This is a genomic window from Streptomyces sp. NPDC039609 (genome assembly GCF_055596705.1).
Window position 1 is genome coordinate 255017 of record NZ_JBVIUJ010000003.1, and the last position, 18123, is coordinate 273139.

An 18123-nucleotide genomic window follows, 5' to 3' on the forward strand; every position below is an offset into this window, starting at 1 on the left:
GGAGAGCCCTCCCCGCCAGTCCAACACCCCGCCCGCTCCCTCGCACATTCTGTGGGGCGAACCGTCCTCAGCTGGTCGGCTGCACCGGCGGAACGCCGGTCGACCGTGTGCCTTCTTCCTCCGGGGTCCCCGCGAGAAATTCCACCAGGGCCATCACGAGGAGCCACACCACTACGATGCCGACGATGACCAGGGCCGTCGGGTAGCTCCACAGAATGGACGTCAGTACGGCCAGTCCCACCAGGACCCAGGTGATCCACTTGCGGTGGCGCCGGATGAACGGCCCGACCGGGCCCGTGCGCATACCCGCGCGGTCGGCGGTGGCGCGGACGGAGCCGATGCCGGAGTGCCACGCCTGCCGTACGAACGTCGCCCGTCGGCCCCGACCGCTCAGCCAGGCAGCCAGCGCGACCACCACGCCGACCGTCACCGCCATACGGACCGTGGTGCGCATGTAGCGCGTGAGCGTGTCGTAGACGGACTCGGCGGCGGGCTGCGAGACGGTGTCCGGGAGCGCGTTCAGGTACGCCACGCGGAAGACGGTCAGGCCACCGGCGAGCAGCAGCATGGCGAAGGCGAAGGCGAGTGCGGCGACCACGAGAACGCGGCGGCGGTGGGTGGACAGCAGGACCCCGGCGGCGATGAGCAGCACGGAGAGCACGGGCAGCCAGAACCCGGCCATCTGCAGGATCTTGAAGTACGTCTTGACCTTGCCGATGTCGTCGGCGCGCAGCACCGTGAAGTCGGTGTGCACTTCGGGGATCTTGGCGGCCGCGGTCATTCCGTCGTCGATGAGGCGCTGTTTGACCTGGTCGACGACCGGGCCGAGGTCGACGGTGACCGAGTCGTTGTTGATCTTCACCGCGCCGCCGCCGCTGCCTGTCAGGGCTTTGTCGACGGCCGCGTGGATCCGGCGGTTGGCCTCGGTCCAGAAGTCCTCGAAGGAGTCGGAGGAGACGATCTCCTGCGTCTTGTCGTGGACGAAGCTGCGCACGGCGTTCTCCAGTGCGTCGCCGAGTTTCCCGAGTGCCTTCTCGGCGAGCGGCCGGTCAGCGGGCGCGACGCCCTCCAGCAGGGTCGGCAGGTCGATGTGTTCCATCACCGCGTTGGTGACCCGGTTCGCGGCGGCCGCCTGGATGTCGGGGTCGGAGGCGAGCGGGGCGACGGTGTCGACGTAGCGGTCGGTGTCGCCGATCTCGTCCGCGGTCCAGGCCGCGACAGCGGCCAGCGGGGCGAGGATGCAGCCGATGATGATGAGCAGCGCGGAGAAGAAGGACCGCCACCGGTGATGAGGCGCGCGGGCCGCCTTGTCGGCCTCCAGAGTGGTGACACGGTCCCGTAGGCGCTCCAGCTCGGAGCGCCCGTCGCCGGCGCTCGACGCGACCGGTTCCCCGCCGGGGCCCGCTGATCCGTCGTTCGGCATGGCGCGACCTCTCGTATGCCTGTGGGTTCGATGCCAGCAGAACCCTGACCGCGGCCATGCGCGAACTCTCGGGGACCGTCGGAGTGACCGGCGGACGCGGCACTCAGTCCGCCTGTGGCGTGCCGGCCAGGGCGAGGTCCGGGATCAGTTCCCGACATGGATCTGGATGGCGCGCATGGCACGCCGCTGCACCAGCCTGATGACCGGCCTGGTCGCCCGCATCAGCGGGGTGGCCGGTGGGCGGGCCTCGATGGCCATCGTCCAGGTGAGGCGCAAGCCGGCGGGTGCGGGCTCGATGAGCCAGTCCTCTGCGGCGTGGCGGAGGCCGGGCAGAGAGACCGCGAAGGTGCTGAACGTATACCGCCGTCCCTCGTCCCAGCGGAAGAACCGCTCACGGGCGGAGAGCACGCGCAGCACCGTGACCTCGCGTACCGCACCGACGCCGAAAGGGCGCGAAGAAACCCAGCGCAGGCCGGTGAAACCCGGTACCCAGCGGACCCATGCGTCGCCGGTCAGGACCTCCCAGATCCGCGCGGGAGGAGCCGTGATCTCCACAGAATGCACGTATCGAAAAGGCGCGGACTCCAGGAAAGCGTCTCCACGCTCGACGAGCGGATACCAGTGCGGGGCCATGGCCGATGCTCTTCCGAATCAGGTGAGGGCTTTAAGGGGGGCTACGCATGCGGGAGGCCCTGCCGTGGTGGGAATATGGCGGAGTCTGCGGCTTCACGCTCGAGCCGCCCCTCCATGGCCACCCGTCTCGCACCGGAAATGCACGCGGCTTCGAGCGCTTCTACGGATTCCTCGGCGGCGACACGAACCAGTGGTATCCGGAGCTCGTGTACGACAACCATCAGGTCGAGCCCCCCGGCTCGCCGGAACAGGGCTACCACCTCACCCCGGACCTGGTGGACAAGGCGATGCTCTTCATCTCCGACGCCAAGCAGGTCGCTCCGGACAAGCCGTTCTTCCTCCACTTCTGCCCCGGTGCCACCCACGCGCCGCACCACGTACCTCGGGAGTGGGCCGACCGCTACCGGGGCCGGTTCGACGACGGCTGGGACGCCTACCGCGAGGTGACGTTCGCCAACCAGAAGAGGCTCGGCGTGGTCCCCTCGGACGCGGTGCTCTCGCGCCATGACCCGGACGTTCCGGAATGGAGCTCCCTGTCCCCGGACGCCCGACGTCTCGCCGCCCGCATGATGGAGGTCTACGCCGGATTCCTCTCCCACACCGACCACCAGATCGGACGGCTGCTGGACTTCCTCCAGGAGACCGGTGAATTCGACAACACACTGATCATGGTCGTCTCCGACAACGGAGCCAGCGCGGAGGGCGGCGTCACCGGCACCACCAACGAGGCGCAGTTCTTCAACAACGCTCCCGAGCCGCTCGAGGACAGCATCAAGGGGATCGACGAGCTGGGCGGCCCGACCATGTTCAACCACTACCCGTGGGGCTGGACATGGGCGGGCAACACCCCGTTCCGTCGCTGGAAGAGGGAGACCTACCGCGGCGGCGCCAGCGACCCGTTCCTCGTCCACTGGCCCCTCGGCATCACGTCGCGAGGTGAGGTACGCACCCAGTACGCACACCTCGTGGACATCGTCCCCACGGTGCTGGACGTCCTCGGGATCGAACCGCCCGACACCATCAAGGGCGTCACCCAATCCCCCCTGCACGGTGTCAGCTTCGCCCACACCTTCGACGACCCGGCCGCACCGACGCGCCACCGCACCCAGTACTTCGAGATGCTCGGACACCGTGCCATCGATCACGACGGATGGCGCGCCGTATGCCCCTGGCCCGGCCCGTCCTTCACCGAGGCACGCCAGCCGTTCGGCACACCCATCGGTTCGGAGACCCTCTCGGAACTGGATGCCCACTCCTGGGAGCTGTACCACATCGACGAGGACCACTTCGCGGAGACGCGTGACGTCGCCGCCGACCACCACGACAAGACCATCGAGCTGATCTCCCTGTGGTACGTCGAGGCCGGCAAGTACGGCGTGCTGCCCATCGACGGCAGCGCCCTCGCGCGGATGACCGTCGAACGGCCGACGATCGCCAAAGCACGGACCAGCTACACCTTCCGGCCCGGCACCCAGTCCCTGCCGCCCTCCGTCGCCCCCAGGGTGCTCAACCGTCCGCACAGCATCACCGCCGACGCGGAGATCCCCGGCGACGGCGCCGAAGGCGTCCTGATGAGCCAGGGCTCGATGGCCGGCGGCTGGAGCTTCTACATCAAGGACGGCAAGCTGACGTATGTGCACAACTACCTGCGGCGAGGCTTCTACACGGTGACCTCGACGGACCCGGTGCCGACAGGCCGCCACGAGCTGCGCTTCGAGTTCGAACCGACGGGCAAGCCCGACCTCGCCGCCGGCAAGGGCACACCGGGGCGCGCCCAGCTCTACATCGATCGGCGCCTGGTGGGAGAGGCGGACTTCCCGGTGACCACTCCCATCATGTTCAACCCCGGCGGCCTGACATGCGGCGCCAATCCCGGCCAGCCGGTCACACCCGACTATCAGGCACCGTTCCGTTTCAGCGGCACGATCCACACGGTGACCATCGACCTGTCGGGCGAACTCATCGTCGATGCGGACAGTGAGATGCGCATGCACATGGCCCGGCAGTAGACGGAGGTTGCCCAAGCCCATCCACGGTCGCGGAGATCTGCGGGTTCGTCGCGCCTCGCAGCACCCGACGGGGAGTCGTGGTCGCCTCCCGCCTGCATCCGTGGCCGAGGGAGCCGCCAGCCGCGTGCCCTCACCTTGCGCCACGTCCACCGACCGCAGCGGGCACGGACCTGCCCCTCACCGGCTGTCCCCGACTCGCTCCGACTGCGCTTCGGTCAACCGGTCAACCGGGCCTCGTCTTGGCTGTACCGAGGACGAAGCACTCCAGTCACACCGAGCGCCGCGCTCCGTCGGGTTTGCCGCACTTCGGTCGATCAGCGTTCTCGGTAGCCTCATCGTCTACCGCATGGGAGTCACCATGCGCCCGGTTCGTCCGTACGAGGGCTTCCGGCGGAGAGAAATGAGGCGGCAGGAAATGAGTGAACCGACGAAGCCCGAGATCGACCTTCCGGAGGGTGACGCTCCCCCCGAGCTGACCATCCGGGACCTCGTCGTCGGGGACGGGCCCGAGGCGAAGCCGGGCAGGGTTGTCCAGGTTCACTACGTCGGGGTCACCTTCGAGTCCGGGAAGGAGTTCGACGCCTCTTGGGACCGGGGTCGGCCGTTCAAGTTCGCCCTGGGCGGCGGCAGGGTCATCAAGGGTTGGGACCGGGGAGTCAGGGGAATGAAGGTCGGTGGTCGGCGCGAGATCATCGTGCCCCCACGCCTCGGCTACGGCAACCAGTCCCCCTCGCCGTTGATCCCGGCGGGTTCCACGCTCGTCTTCGTGGTGGACCTGCTCTCCGTCGTCTGAGGAAGACCGTCTGCTGCCCGGCCTCTCCGTTCGCACGAAGGCCGGACAGCACCTGGTCGGCCTCACGCGTGGGCTCGGATCCGCAGGACCCGGCCCCAGGATCACCGCCGAAACCCCGGCCACACCGCGCCCCTGGCCCACCTCGCGGTGACCGATCGGGGCTCCGACCTGGCTGTGCCGGCCCCGGGTGCCGACGTCGATCACGCCGACACCCCTTCACCGAGAACTCCAGACCGCTAGGTGGGCGTGTGGACGGTTTTGTCCGTCGCGGTGCCGTCCTCGTCCTGGGTCTCCGGCGCAGCAGGCTGTTGCGGAGCGGGCGGGGTGCGCACCAGCAGCGCGACCAGCACGGCCAGAGTGCCGAGCACGGCGCCGATGCCGAATCCCCACCGGATGCCCGCGGCCAGGGCGCCTGTGGGATCGGCGCCATCGGCTGCTGCCGAGGCTGCGTGTCCCGACATGACACTGATGACCAGGGCGGTGCCGGCGCCGGCCGCGACCTGTTGGAGCGAGCCCAGGATGGCGGAGCCGTGGGGGTAGAGGTGCGGCGGCAGTACGGACAGGCCGGAGGTGAAGACGGGGGTGAAGACGAACGCCATGCCGGCACTCAGGGCCACGTGCAGGGCGAGCACCAGCCACGGCGAGGTCTGTTCACCCGTGAAGGCGAACAGCGCGAGGCAGAGCGCTGTGAGTACGGCTCCGGGTACGACCAGGCGCGGTGCGCCGAGCCGGTCGTAGAGCTTGCCGACCTGCGGTCCGAGCAGGCCCATGGTCAGGCCGCCGGGGATGAGGAGCAGCCCGGTCTGCAGTGAGGTCAGGCCGCACACCTCCTGCAGATACATCGGCAGCAGGATGAACGCGCCCATGAGCGCCATGAAGGACAGGCACATCAGGGCGAGTGCCACGGAGAAGTGACGGAATGTCAGCGCACGCAGGTCCAGCAGCGGGGTGGACGAGCGCTGCAGTGCCAGCTGTCGCCATACGAACAGGCCCACCAGCACGGCGCCGGCCAGGGCCGTGGCCGCCGGAGGCACGGGGGCGTGGGCCGCGTTCCCGGCACCGAGCTCGCTCAGGCCGTAGACCAGGGCGCCGAAGCCCGCTGCCGCCAGAGGGACGGACAACCAGTCGATCGGGCCGGCCTGCGGCTCGCCGATGTTGACCAGTTTGCGCCGACCGAACAGGGCCATGGCTCCGGCGATGGGAAGCACCGCCAGGAACAGCAGGCGCCACGTCCCCAGCTGCAGCAGCACACCGGAGACCGCAGGGCCGAGGGCGGGTGCGACGGAGATGACGAGGGTGATGTTGCCCATGACACGGCCGCGGTCGTGCGGGGGCACGAGGGTCATCAGCGTCGTCATGAGCAGCGGCATCATGACGGCGGTACCGCTGGCCTGGATCACACGGGCGGCCAGCAGCACGGGGAAGGCGGGCGCGGCCGCGGCCAGAGCCGTGCCGGCGAGGAACAGTGCCATGGCCAGGCCGAAGGCGGTCCGAGTCGTCACGCGTTGGAGGAACCATCCCGTCACCGGGATGACGACGGCCATGGTGAGCATGAATGCCGTGGACAGCCACCCTGCGGCTGCCGCACTGACCTCGAACTCGCGCATGAGCCGCGGGATCGCGTTGACCATGATCGTCTCGTTCAGCAGGACGACGAACGTGGAGAGCACGAGAATCCGCAGCACCGCGGTGACGCGGGCCGGCGAGAGGGTGGGCGTTTCGTGTGGTGCGAGCATGGCGCCTTCCGTCATCTGAATGTCCTCCGCACGTGGCAAGCCACACCGACAGACCGGGGCGCCGGGAAGAACTCATCGGTACTCCCCGATCCTGCCGGTACCGCCGCCCAACCTCAAACCTTTTTTCGGACCCGGTACGGCCGAGGCATGGCTTCCGGAGCAGCCCGGTGCCGAGATCCACGCCGCCGGCAGCAGACGCACGCGTCCCGCCGGCACCTGGACCGCTTCCTTCCGCCACGCTGTCCTCGACGCTTCGGTGGTCTACGGATCCTGACGGTCAGGCCTCGGTAGCGTGTCCGGAAGCCGGAGCCGTTGTGAGGATTCGTTCGGCCCAGAGCGTCTTGCCTCGCCCAGAGGGTCTCACGCCCCAGCGCTGGGTGAGCTGGGCGGTGATGAACAGGCCCCGGCCGTTCTCGTCCGTGTCCAGGGCGCGCCGCAGGTGGGGGCTGGCGCTGCTGTCGTCGGTGACCTCGCACACGAGCGAACTGTCGCGGATGAGACGCAGCCGGATCGGCCCCTCCGCGTAGCGTACGGAGTTGGTGACCAGCTCGCTGACCACGAGTGCGGTGTCGTCGACGACCTCCTGGGCCAGTCCCCACTCCGCGAGTTGGTTCACGGCTCGCTCGCGGGCCCGCCCAACGCTCTCCGGGGTGTTGGGAAACGTCCAGGCCTTCGTCCGGGAGTCGTCCAAGGTCCGCGTGCGGGCAAGCAACAGGTAGGCGTCGCGAGGGGGCTGTTGGGGCGCGAGGGCCTCCGCACACGTGTCGCATGCGGCTTGAAGACTGGTCCGCGGTACGGCGAACAGGTCGCTCAGCAGGCTCAGCAACGATTGGCCGGCACCACCGACGGAGCCGGTCAGCAGCTCGAAGTTGTAGATCAGCAACGTGCTGCCCTCGGGCAGGGCGCGCTCGGTGAGCGCGTAGTGCGCGAGACCTCGGCCCAGCGGAGGCCCTGTCGCGACATCGAGCAGTTCGACGTCTCCGCCCGGATGCACCAGGACCGGTGGAGGGTGTCCCGCACTCGCCGCGGTGCACAGGCGGGAGACGGGGTCGTAGACGAGACAGAGGCAGGTCGCCGGCGCTGCGTCACCGATGTCGGATCCGGCCGCGTCCGAGAGGGTGCTGGGGCGACTCGCGAGGTCGTGGAGGCGTTGGAGGATCTCGTCCGGCGGCATGTCCAGGTCGGCCAGCACCTCGATCGCCGCGCGAACCTCGCTCATCGCCGCCGGCCCCGATGTCCCGGACGTGGTGTCCCCGGCGACGACGGCGACCCGGGATCCGGAAAGAGGGATGGCGTCGAACCAGCCACCACCTGTGCCGGCCGGCAGATGGGTGTGGGCGAGTTCGACGGCCGTGTCGACAGATGCCTGAACGTGGGCGAAACCGCCGGACAGGATGCGGGCCGCCGAGCGCTCACGCCCGTAGAGGCGGGCGTTGTCCAGGCATTGGCCCGCATGCGCGGTGAGCTGCCGCGCGAGTGCCAGATCCCGGTGGTCGAACGGGGTGGGGTTGCGCCACCGGTAGAAGCAGGCCAAGCCGAGCACCCCACCCCGCGCTCGGATCGGAACCAACAGCATCGAGTGCGCCCCCGCGCTCAGGATCCGGGCATCACGCCGGCGTGCGGGGTCGAGCCAGCGGGCGTCCGGGCGCAGTCGTCGGAGGAGCTTGGGGGCCAAGGTGTCCAGAACCGTGCGGTGGGGCGTGCCGGGTGGGTATACGTCGACCTCTCCGACCACGGGGACGCCCTGATGGTCCGGTCCGGCGACCGAGCGGTACCCGGCCCTTCGAACGGTGGGATTCCGATCGAGAGCGTCCGCGGTCGGAGCCCTGCCGCGCAGGACCTCGTCGTAGACGTCGACGGTCACCGTGTCGGCCAGGGCCGGGCAGGCGACCTCGCAGAACTCTGCCGCCGTACGAAAGACGTCGAGCGTGGTACCGATCCGTGCGGCCGCTTCGTTCAGCAGTCGCACCTCCGCTTCCGCCCGCCACCGGGCGGTGACGTCGGTCAGCGCGGCGGCCAGCCCCAGCACGGTGCCGTCGGCCCGCTGCAGGCGGAAGGCGGACGCCGAGGCGACCGCCTCGATCGCAGGGTCACGTCGGTCACGGACACGGATGGTCAGATCGAGCTCAGGCCTGCCGGTTTCCAGTACCCGCCGAGCCGCCCGCTCCACGCCTGCCGGGTCGGTGATGTCGAAGGACCTCAGGATCTCCGGCAGCGAGCGGCCGAGCAACCGGTCGACCGGGAACTCCCGCATCAGCCGAGCGGCCGTATTCACCCGCACCAGACGCAGCTCCCGGTCGTACACGTGCAGGCCCACGGGCGACTGGGAGAACAGCGCGTCCAGTACGGCGTCCCCCAGCCCCTCGAGGGCGGACCGGGTGTCCGGATGTTCCTCACCAACCACTGTGAACGCCCATTCGACGAGACGGTGGACTGCGCCGACTTCCATGCAACGCCGACAACGCTCACCCGGCCACCCGACCGCCTGCCACGGCGATGGAGTGGCGGGATGGCTCACCGGCCGGTCAAGCCCATCGAGCCCGGGGTCGTCCAGCCACTCCCCGGATCACGTCCGGGCTCTCAACCTCTCGTCTCTTCGGTGAATCGCAGCACGGAAATCGGCTCAGGGCGTCTCCCGGACGGCCGGTGGCAGCGCGGGATCGTCCGGCTCGCACAGCGGGTGACGCACCACGCGCTCGACCGCACCCATGGGCGGCGGGGCGGCCGAGTCTTCCGCTCTCACCGATTCGGGGCGCGGACGGCGGCGACGGTCCTGCCGTCACCAAAACCGTCGCACGACCAACGGGCAGGTGTACGAACCCCGGGACACGGCGGGGGCGCGCACACGACACGCGGACCGCCCCGGGCCGTCGGCACGCCGCCGGCGCGCGGTCGCCCTTGTCCGGATCAGGCCTGCTCACTGATGTTGACCATCCATGTGATGCCGAACCTGTCCGTGCACATACCGAACACGTCACCCCACATCTGCTTCTCCAGAGGTACGGAGACGGTGCCTTCGGCGGCGAGCTTCTCCCAGTAGCCCCTGAGCTCGTCCGCGTCGTCGCCGCTCAGGCTCACGGCGATGTTGGTCCCGGCCTTGTGCTCCATGCCTGGCGGCACGTCGGCACCCATCAGAGTCAACCCGCCGGAGGTCTCGAGCATGCCGTGCATGATCTTGTCGTCGTATCCGGGCGGCACTTCGGAGCCGAACTCGCCGTAACCGCTGAGCCTGAGATCGCCGCCCAGGACACTCTTGTAGAACTCCATGGCCTGCCGCGCGTCGCCGGAGAAGCTGATGTACGGGTTGAGACGAGATGCCACGAGATGCTCCTTCAGGACAATGAGATGGGCACGGGCATAATAGGGTCGTAACGGTTGAAATTGGACGAGCCGCGAGTTCCGGTCGCCCGTCCGGTCCGCAAACGGCGTTCGACCCAACCCGAGCGAAGGTCTCGCCGCCACGACACGGACGGCCCACCGGAGCCGGGCTGCCCAGGCGGACCGTACTGCGACTGGCACACAGCGAAGTCCCCCTCCACCCCGGCCCGGCCCGGCGCTCCAGGATTCGAACTCGCAGACGAACCCTGGGATGATCGGCATCCCCTGCGTTCGGTCAAGGAGAAGGACGGCCGGCTGGGGCACATCGAGTTACGGCACGCGGGCGGCACCGTCCACCACGGAGGCGTCCGTGCCGAGGAGGGACCGCCCTGACCTCGACGACCTGGATGCTGCGGGACAGTGGTCCGGCTCGCCAGGTCGTGGTCACCGACTCGTGCTGATGCGTGCGGGCGCGGCCCCGTCCTCTGCCCGGTCTCTTGGGCGGCTACGCCGAGGAGGAGGGGTACGGCGTCGCCGGCGCGGGCAGCCGGTACGCCCTGCTGAGGAGGGGTACGGCGACGCCGGCGCGGGCAGCCGGTACGCCCTGCTGCGGTGGGTGCTCCCCGATGCCTGGGCGCCGCCCGCCGCCCTGCTCGCTCTTGCCGTGGCGTGGCGTCGGTCCTCGTCGTCCTGCGCGGAGATCCCGAACGCCCCTGGCAGGGTGCGCTGGTGACCGCGGGGACGGCTTTCCTGCTCCTGACCCCCGGCTACTCCTGGTACGCCCTGCTACTCGTCGCGCTGGTGGCGCGCGACGGCCGTTGCGAATGGTCCGGCGTAGCCCTCGCCGGCGCCGTCGCCTACCTCGCGGGTCCGGTCGCCGGGGTGGGCGCCGTGACGGCGGCGTACAGCGCGGCGGGGCTCGCGGTGGGCGCCGGCGGGTGGAATCGGCGGCGCTCCGCATCGCGCGGGGTGTACGCGGAAGCAAGGTCGGGTGGGGCCTCGGTCGGCGACACCGCTCCTCGGACCGGCGGCTGAATCGGGGCGACGCCGTCGCTTGCCGGTCACGTTCTAAGGGGCTCCGCCCAGCCGTTGCGCACCGCGCAGGCGCCCAGCTGCATCCTGGTCTGGACGCCGGCCATGTCCATGAGACGACGCAGGCGCCGATGCAGCGTGCGCGGTGACAGACCGAGTTGTGTCGCGGCCGTCAGGTCCGTCAGGCCGGCCAGGAGCAGCGCGAGGATCCTGCGGTCGAGCTCGGTCAGGCCTTGCGGACCGACCTCGACGGTGGATTCGGATTCCCCGACCGTGGCCGACAGCGCGAGCGGATGGGCGGTGTGCCATACCGTCTCGAACAGAGCGTCCAGCGCGTCCAGCAGACCGCTGCGGTGCAGCAGCACGGCGCCGGGCTCCCCGTCCGGTGTGACTGCGAGCGGGACAAGACCGAGGTCGGCGTCGGCCAGCACGAGCTTCATCGGCAGCTGGTCGGCGACACGGAGTTGCACGCCCTTCCGCAAGGAATCGATCGCGTCGTCGATGATGCCCGGCTCTGCCAGCACGGCCCGGTCCAGCACCGCCCGGAACCGCACGCCGCGGCCGATGGCCACGGGTTCGGCCGTGTTCTCGTCGGGCGGCAGGGCGACGAACGGTGCGGTGATGAAGGATCGGACCTCAGTACGTGCCGCTTGCTGCACCTGGAGGAAGCGATGACGGATGGCGTCGACACCCGTGACGACCTCGATCAGGTCGTTGATGCTGTTCCCGGTCATCGCCGCGCGGTGTTCCTCGGCGAATGTCACCAGGGCGTGCTCGGCCATACGCAGCCCGTCCCGGCGCTGACTGATGAGAGCGCCGAGCGCCATCGCCGGCGGCGCGGCGGTGAACCGGTCGTCCGCCGACCTCGTCACCAGGCCCCACTGGACCAGACGGGACAAGGCCTCGTCGATGTGGGCATGCGGGAGGACGACCTGGTCGGAGAGGAGGATCGCGGTGGAGTTCGGCCGTCCGAGCAGCGCCCGGTAGACACGCTCGTCATCGGGTTCGAGGCCCAGAACATCCAACATCGGCGACCGACTCTCTTCCGCTTGCCGCAGCGGGGAGAGTATGCGCCACGGCGGCATACCTTGAATAGTCCCTGGTGGGAGCGGGTGCGAGGGGAAGGGCCCCGGGGAGTCGCCTCCCCGGGGCCCGACAGTGCTGTTCATCGCAGGCCGTACGCCCGGGTGATCTCGTTCTTGACGCTGAAGCCGCTGTCCGTCTCGGCACTCGCGCGGACCGAGATGAAGCCGCCGGGCTTCTTGGCCGTCCTGAACGAACCCGTCCAATAGCCGTCGACACCCTTGGTCACGGCCACCTTTTGCCAGGTCGCGCCGTCGTCGTACGAGACGTCCAGCTTCACGGTGGTGACGGTGCCCGGCAGGGAGCCGAGGCCCATCGACACCGGCTTGAGCGCGATCTCCTGGGTCGCGTTGGCCTTGACGTCGCCGTGCAGGTCCGACTCCAGCTTGTAGTCCAGGTTCAGCACCGAGAACGGCTCGAAGAACTCCGAGTCGACGGTGTCGGACATGAACGTCCACTCGGTATGAGTGCGCGTCGACAGCCGGAAGAGATCACCGGGCCGCTCGGCGTCGAGGACGGCGCGGTAGGGCAGGTTGCCCGCCGGCACCTCCACCCACTGCATGTCCGTGCTGGACGGGTTGTCGTGGATCAGCGTGTCGCCCTGGAAGACCTGCAGGTGGGTCGGCGTCTCACCCCACGGCAGGAAACCACCCAACCGCATGGTGTCGTCGGCTGAGGCCCACGCCTGCACATTCCAGGTCATGTGGTTCTGCCAGCGGGAGTTGTACACGCCGAAGGACTCGCTCTGGCCGGGCCGGGTCGCCGGAGCGAACCAGTCCAGCCGGGTGGTGCTGCCCTTGGTGTACGTATTGTCGCCCGAAACCATCACCCACGGCAGGGTTCCGTCGACGCCCTGCGCGTGGAATTCCCTCCAGACCTGGCCCGGGGTCACCCACTCGGTGCGGGTGCCCGGGTGCCACTCGCCCTCGGGGAAGTTGAACGACGGGCTGAGCGTGAAGTCGGACCGGTACCCCTCCGCCGCCCGGCCGACCGTGGCCGAGTAGTAGCGGGCATCGATCCGGGCGAGGTCACCCTGGGTCGGCTTGTAGACCAGGGCCCGGTCCGGAACCTGGCCGGGGTACTCCCGGGTGAGGTCGTAGACGAACGGCGTGTACTCGGTCTGCTTCACGGTCAGCTTGAAGATGCCGGCCTTGGCCGTCGCGATGAGGGCCTTGCCCGCGTCGCGGTGCACGGTGGCCACCGGGATGGCCGACTCGCCGACGTACTCCATCAGGGCACCGACACCGTCGTTGACCACGATCAGCGCCTTCGCACCGGCAACGACCGCGGCCTCGGTGCGTTCCTGGGGCGAGACCTCGCCGCTGCGCTCGATGACGACGATCTTGCCCTTGGCCTTGACCTTCTCGTACGCGGCTGCCGCGCCGTTGCCCGCGTAGACGGCGCCCAACGTGTCCGTGACGGTGCCCAGGGCGCTGCCTGCCTGCACCTGCGCCTCGAACCGGAGCCGGCCGCCCAGTGTGCTCAGGCTGAGTTGCGGCTCGCCCTTGCGCCAGCGGGTCGTCAGCATGAACTCGCCCTGCTTCATGGGCTCCGTCGGCGCGACGTAGACGTCGTCGTACGTCGGCGGCAGCACGTACGCGCTGCGATAGTCCATGAACGGGTCGAGGCCCTTGTAGTGGACGTTGAAATCGACCTTGCGCTGGCGGTCCTCGGTGCGCTGTGGCGCCTCGGTCTGCAACAGTCGTGCCTTGCTCGCGTCGAGCACCACGTCCGCGGCGCCGTCCTTGAGCACGGTCTCCGGGTCGACGAGCACGGCCAGACCCGATCGGTCCGCCTTCTCGCCGGCCACGTCGAGGTAGGCCGCGACGGTGTAGTGGCCGGGTGCCATGCGCATGGTGGTCGAGCCGTGGACGTAGACCTGCCACGGCCAGAAGTCGCCGGCCAGGTTGATCGTGACCCAGCCGGTGGCGGGCTTGCCGCTCCGGTCGAGCAGCTTGATGTTCAGGTCGTACCGCTCCTCCTCCTTGAGCAGCGCCACGGATGTGCGGGTCACCGGCTGCCCGGTGGCATTGTCGGTGGCTACCACGTGGCCGGCGTGCCGCCCGGCCGAGGCGGCTCGGGGGTCGCCGGTCACCGGCACGGCGGCGGTACCGCGCGCCGGGACCGTGACCGTAGTGGCTCCCAGGGTGAACGGGCCGCTGTCGTCGGTCAGCGCGAGGTTGAGCGTGACGGCGGCGGAACCGGTGTTGGTGAAGGTCAGGTCCTTGGTGACGGCGCCGTCGCTCGGCTCGTGCGGCCATGTGTAGTTGCCCAAGAAGAGCGATCCTGTGCCGCGGACCGTGCTGCGCACGGCGGCGGCGACGTCGAGGCGGCCGGTGCCGACCTCGTACGGCGAGTATCCGCCGTCCAGGCCCTTCGCGGTGCTCATCAGGTGTTCCTTGAGCTGAGCGCCGGTCCAGTCCGGGTGCTGCTGGGCCAGGATCGCCGCCGCGCCGGCCACATGCGGGGTGGCCATCGAGGTGCCGCTGATGGTGCGGTAGAAGCCCTCACCACCGCCGGTCATCTCCTGCGAGCGGGCCGCGGTGATGTCCACGCCCGGCGCCGCGATGTCCGGTTTCATGCCGCCGGAGTGGGCCAGCGGGCCGGTGCTGGAGAAGGACGCGAGCCGGTCCTGCTTGTCCGTGGCGGCCACGGTCAGCGCAGAGGCGGCCGCACCCGGGGCGGAGATGCTCTCCGGGCCCGAGTTGCCGGCGGCTATGACGAACAGCGTGCCGTACTGGGCGGAGAGCGCGTCGACCGTCTGCGACATCGGGTCGCTGCCGTCCGTGGGGTAGGAATCGCCGAGGCTCATGTTGACGACGTCCGCACCGGACTCGGCGGCCCACTGCATGCCGGCGATGACCCAGGAGTCCTGGCCGGAGCCCTCCGCGCCGCCGAGCACCTTGCCGACATACAGGTCGGCGCCGGGTGCGACGCCCTTGCCGTCCCCTCCGGAGGCAGCGCCCGAACCGACGATCGTGCCGGCCACATGTGTGCCGTGCCCGTTGACGTCGGTGATGGCCTCGCCAGGCACGAAGCTCGCCGTGCCGTCGATCAGACCCGCGAAGTCGGGATGGTTCGCGTCGATGCCGGTGTCGAGCACCGCGACCTTGACGCCCTTGCCGTTGTACCCGGCCGCCCAGGCCTCGGGCGCGCCGATCAGCGGCACGCTCTCCTTGAGACTGGCCTTCACGCGACCGTCGAGCCACAGCTTTTCGACACCCTCGCCCAACGTGGCGCTGCCCTGCGGGGCGACGGAGGTCCAGAAGGTACGGGCCTGCCGCTTCTCCGTGCTGAGCACCGCACCTCGAATGCCCTTGAGCTTGCGGGTCAGCTTGCTGCCGCGGGGAGCCGTCGGCTCGGCCGCCGCGCGGGACTTCGGCCCGGCATACGTCGCGATCAGCGGCACTGCGGCCGACTTCGCGTCGTCGTACCCCATCTCGATCAGGTCGGTGACGTTGAACAGCCGCCGGTCCAGCCTGTCCGTCCCCAGCAGTGGCGCAGCCTCGTCCGGGATGACGAACAAGTCACCTTTGACCTCCTGGAACTTCACGCCGCCGACGGCACTGTCCGGCCGGTCGACGTCGGCGATCTGCTTGCCGTCGGCCGTTGTGGTGACCGTGACGACGTCGCCGGTGACCAGGGTGACCTTGTGGGTCGCCGAGGACTTGGCGGGAACGGTGGGCTTGCTCGGAGCGGCTTGTGCGGGTGCCTGCAGCACCGCGAGGCCCGACGCCAGCAGGGGCACAGCGGTGGCTGCCGAGAGCAGCCGCCAGCGCCTGCGCCGGAAGGCGGAAGCATGAGAGGGGGAGTCCATGCCATGGGTCTATCGACCGGTGAACGCCGTCGTGAAGGCCTCACGACGGCAAGTCCTCGCCATGGCAAAGGCTTGTCAGCGGTGAAGGGTGGGATTCCGGACGGAACACGACGACCCCGGTGGGAGTCGTCGTGCGCCATCCCTTGCCGCTGACATGCGGAGGTGGCCCTTCCAGCGGCGCTTGAGGTCGCGGCGACACCGGTCTTCTCTCCCTGCCGACGTGCGCCCGGGGGACGACGGGGGTCAGATTGGATGTATGCGGTCCACCGGACGGAGACGCCTCGGCGGACCGGTAGGACGACATGGAGGAGCCTGGCATGACGACCCACGCGAGCTCACCCGGTCGGCGAGAGAACATGCACAGCAGCGGTTGGCTGGTGTTCGCCGCCGTCATCATGATCTTCAGCGGCATCATGACGCTGCTCGGAGGCATTTCTGCCATCGCCAAGGACGACGTCTTCCTGGTCACTCGTAACTACGTCTACGAACTCAACCTCACCGGCTGGGGCTGGATCCACCTCATCCTGGGCATCCTCATCGCGCTCACCGGCGCCGCCCTGTTCACAGGCGCCACGTGGGCCAGGATCGTCGGCGTGGGGCTGGCGGGCCTCAGCATGATCGCCAACTTCATGTGGCTTCCCTACACGCCGTGGTGGGCGCTGTTGCTCATCGCCATCGACGCCCTCGTCATCTGGGGGTTGTGCGTCGCTCCACGGCCGATGAAGGACTGACGGCCGGGACCGGCGCCCGTGGCCGAAACAGCGCCAGAGTCGCTGCCGCGGATAGTGCTCGTCGCCGGCGTCGCCGGGTCGGGCAAGTCGACGGTGGGGCGTCTACTGGCCGAGCGACTGGGCTGGGCGTACCGGGACGCGGACGAGTTCCACTCCGAGGCCGACCGCGCCAAGATGGCCGCCGGTCATGCCCTGACGGACAGCGACCGGGGGCCCTGGCTCGAAGCCATCGGCGCATGGATGGACCGTGAGATCGCGGCCGGTCGCCCGGCCGTCATGACCTGCTCCGCTCTCAAGCGCGACTACCGGGACAGGCTGCTGGCGGGGCGCCCCCAAGCCCGTCTCGTCTACCTGCACGGATCGCGTGATCTCCTTCGCTCCCGGCTGGCCGCCCGGCACGGTCACTTCTTTCCGGCGGACCTCTTGGACAGCCAGCTCGCGGACCTGCAGGAGCCGGGGCCCGACGAACACCCGCTGGTGGTGGAGATCGACCAGACTCCGGAGGCGATCGTCACGGCGGTTCTCTCGCTCCTGCGCCGGGAATCCGCCTCCGGGGGGCTGTCGGCTGGATCCGTCACGGAACGAGCCGTCGTCCATGAGGAGCCTTCGATGACCCCCAGCCCCACGGGCACGCAGTGGCGGTTGACCCGCGACGGACAGAGCGCCGTGGTCGCCCAGCTGGGCGGCGCCCTGGGCGCCTACGTCGTGAACGGCCGAGCGCTCCTCGACGGGTTCTCCGCCGAGTCCGCCATCACGGGCGGGCGGGGGCAGCTGCTCATTCCCTGGCCGAACCGCGTGGGCGGCGGACACTACCGCTTCGGCGGCCGGGAGTACCAACTTCCCCTGACCGAACCGGAGAAGGACAGCGCGATCCATGGGCTGCTTCGCTGGTCCCTGTGGAGACTGCTGGCCCGTACCGACGACGCGCTCCGGGTCGGCACGACGCTCTGCCCTCAGCCCGGATATCCCTTCCTCCTCGACGTCTGCGCGGAGTACCGGCTCGGCCCCGCCGGGCTCGAGACCGCCGTCTTCGCCACCAACGCCGGCACGGGTCCGGCACCCTACGGAGTCGGCCAGCACCCCTATCTGACCATCGGGACCGACTTCGTCGACACCGCGCTGCTGACCGTTCCCGCCCGGTACGTACTCCGTACCGACGACCAGGGGCTGCCGATCGGCCAGGAGTCCGTCGACGGGACCGCGTACGACTTCCGCGCCGCCCGCCCGATCGGCGATCTGCGGCTGGACACGGCCTTCACCGGACTCGACCGCAGCCCCGACGGCCGGGCCGTCGTACGCCTGGCGGATCCGTCCGGGCTGCGGGGCGTCGATCTGTGGCTCGGCGACGGCACCCGGTGCGTACAGGTCTACACGGGCGACACACTGGCCGAACCGGAACGACGGCGGCGCGGTGTCGCCGTGGAGGCCATGTCCTGTCCGCCGGACGCGTTTCGCACCGGTACGGATCTCACGGTCCTCGAGCCGGGCGCGACACACGTGCTCCGGTGGGGTCTCAGCCCATGGGGGTCGCCGTGACCCCGACCCCGC

The 18123-nt window shown here is 69.6% G+C and carries 12 protein-coding genes; 5 read left to right on the forward strand and 7 right to left on the reverse strand.

The genetic code is table 11. The features are described 5' to 3' along the window. Positions 1 to 67 precede the first annotated feature (67 nt). A complete protein-coding gene (locus ACZ561_RS10325; protein WP_470991979.1) occupies positions 68 to 1423 on the reverse strand; it encodes a hypothetical protein in 1356 nt (451 codons plus the stop codon). Positions 1424 to 1567: 144 nt separating this feature from the next. After that, the gene (locus ACZ561_RS10330) at positions 1568 to 1987 is read right to left on the reverse strand and encodes an SRPBCC family protein (protein WP_470991981.1); all 420 of its coding nucleotides are present in this window, start codon (positions 1985 to 1987) and stop codon (positions 1568 to 1570) included. 116 nt (positions 1988 to 2103) lie between these two features. Here ACZ561_RS10330 and ACZ561_RS10335 point away from each other — a divergent pair, with 116 nt between their 5' ends. Together ACZ561_RS10335 and ACZ561_RS10340 are read left to right on the forward strand one after the other, a co-directional pair. Further along, the gene (locus ACZ561_RS10335) at positions 2104 to 4065 is read left to right on the forward strand and encodes a sulfatase-like hydrolase/transferase (protein WP_470991984.1); all 1962 of its coding nucleotides are present in this window, start codon (positions 2104 to 2106) and stop codon (positions 4063 to 4065) included. Between the two features lie 415 nt (positions 4066 to 4480). After that, positions 4481 to 4858 carry an FKBP-type peptidyl-prolyl cis-trans isomerase gene (locus ACZ561_RS10340; RefSeq protein ID WP_470991986.1) on the forward strand — a complete coding sequence of 126 codons (378 nt, stop codon included), beginning with the start codon at positions 4481 to 4483 and terminating at the stop codon, positions 4856 to 4858. 236 nt (positions 4859 to 5094) lie between these two features. On the opposite strand, the gene ACZ561_RS10345 is transcribed toward ACZ561_RS10340, so the two are convergent. From ACZ561_RS10345 to ACZ561_RS10355, 3 genes are all read right to left on the reverse strand, one after another. Continuing rightward, positions 5095 to 6594, reverse strand: coding sequence for a DHA2 family efflux MFS transporter permease subunit (locus ACZ561_RS10345; RefSeq protein ID WP_470991989.1), 1500 nt, complete (start codon positions 6592 to 6594; stop codon positions 5095 to 5097). Positions 6595 to 6871: 277 nt separating this feature from the next. Continuing rightward, positions 6872 to 9043 carry a SpoIIE family protein phosphatase gene (locus ACZ561_RS10350; protein WP_470991990.1) on the reverse strand — a complete coding sequence of 724 codons (2172 nt, stop codon included), beginning with the start codon at positions 9041 to 9043 and terminating at the stop codon, positions 6872 to 6874. 458 nt (positions 9044 to 9501) lie between these two features. Continuing rightward, positions 9502 to 9915, reverse strand: a complete 414-nt coding sequence (locus ACZ561_RS10355) for a VOC family protein (protein ID WP_470991992.1) — start codon at positions 9913 to 9915, stop codon at positions 9502 to 9504. A gap of 666 nt (positions 9916 to 10581) precedes the next feature. Here ACZ561_RS10355 and ACZ561_RS10360 point away from each other — a divergent pair. Continuing rightward, a complete protein-coding gene (locus tag ACZ561_RS10360) occupies positions 10582 to 10947 on the forward strand; it encodes a hypothetical protein (protein WP_470991994.1) in 366 nt (121 codons plus the stop codon). A gap of 26 nt (positions 10948 to 10973) precedes the next feature. Here the strand turns inward: ACZ561_RS10360 and ACZ561_RS10365 are convergent, their stop codons facing one another. Both ACZ561_RS10365 and ACZ561_RS10370 read right to left on the reverse strand, forming a co-directional pair. Then, the gene (locus ACZ561_RS10365) at positions 10974 to 11972 is read right to left on the reverse strand and encodes a TrmB family transcriptional regulator (RefSeq protein WP_470991997.1); all 999 of its coding nucleotides are present in this window, start codon (positions 11970 to 11972) and stop codon (positions 10974 to 10976) included. Positions 11973 to 12109: 137 nt separating this feature from the next. Further along, complete coding sequence (locus tag ACZ561_RS10370; RefSeq protein WP_470992000.1) at positions 12110 to 15844, reverse strand: S8 family serine peptidase; 3735 nt, start codon at positions 15842 to 15844, stop codon at positions 12110 to 12112. A 317-nt stretch (positions 15845 to 16161) separates the two neighbouring features. Here ACZ561_RS10370 and ACZ561_RS10375 point away from each other — a divergent pair, with 317 nt between their 5' ends. Then, positions 16162 to 16575, forward strand: coding sequence for a DUF7144 family membrane protein (locus ACZ561_RS10375; RefSeq protein WP_470992002.1), 414 nt, complete (start codon positions 16162 to 16164; stop codon positions 16573 to 16575). An 18-nt stretch (positions 16576 to 16593) separates the two neighbouring features. Next, positions 16594 to 18111, forward strand: coding sequence for a gluconokinase, GntK/IdnK-type (locus ACZ561_RS10380; protein ID WP_470992005.1), 1518 nt, complete (start codon positions 16594 to 16596; stop codon positions 18109 to 18111). Positions 18112 to 18123 lie beyond the last annotated feature (12 nt).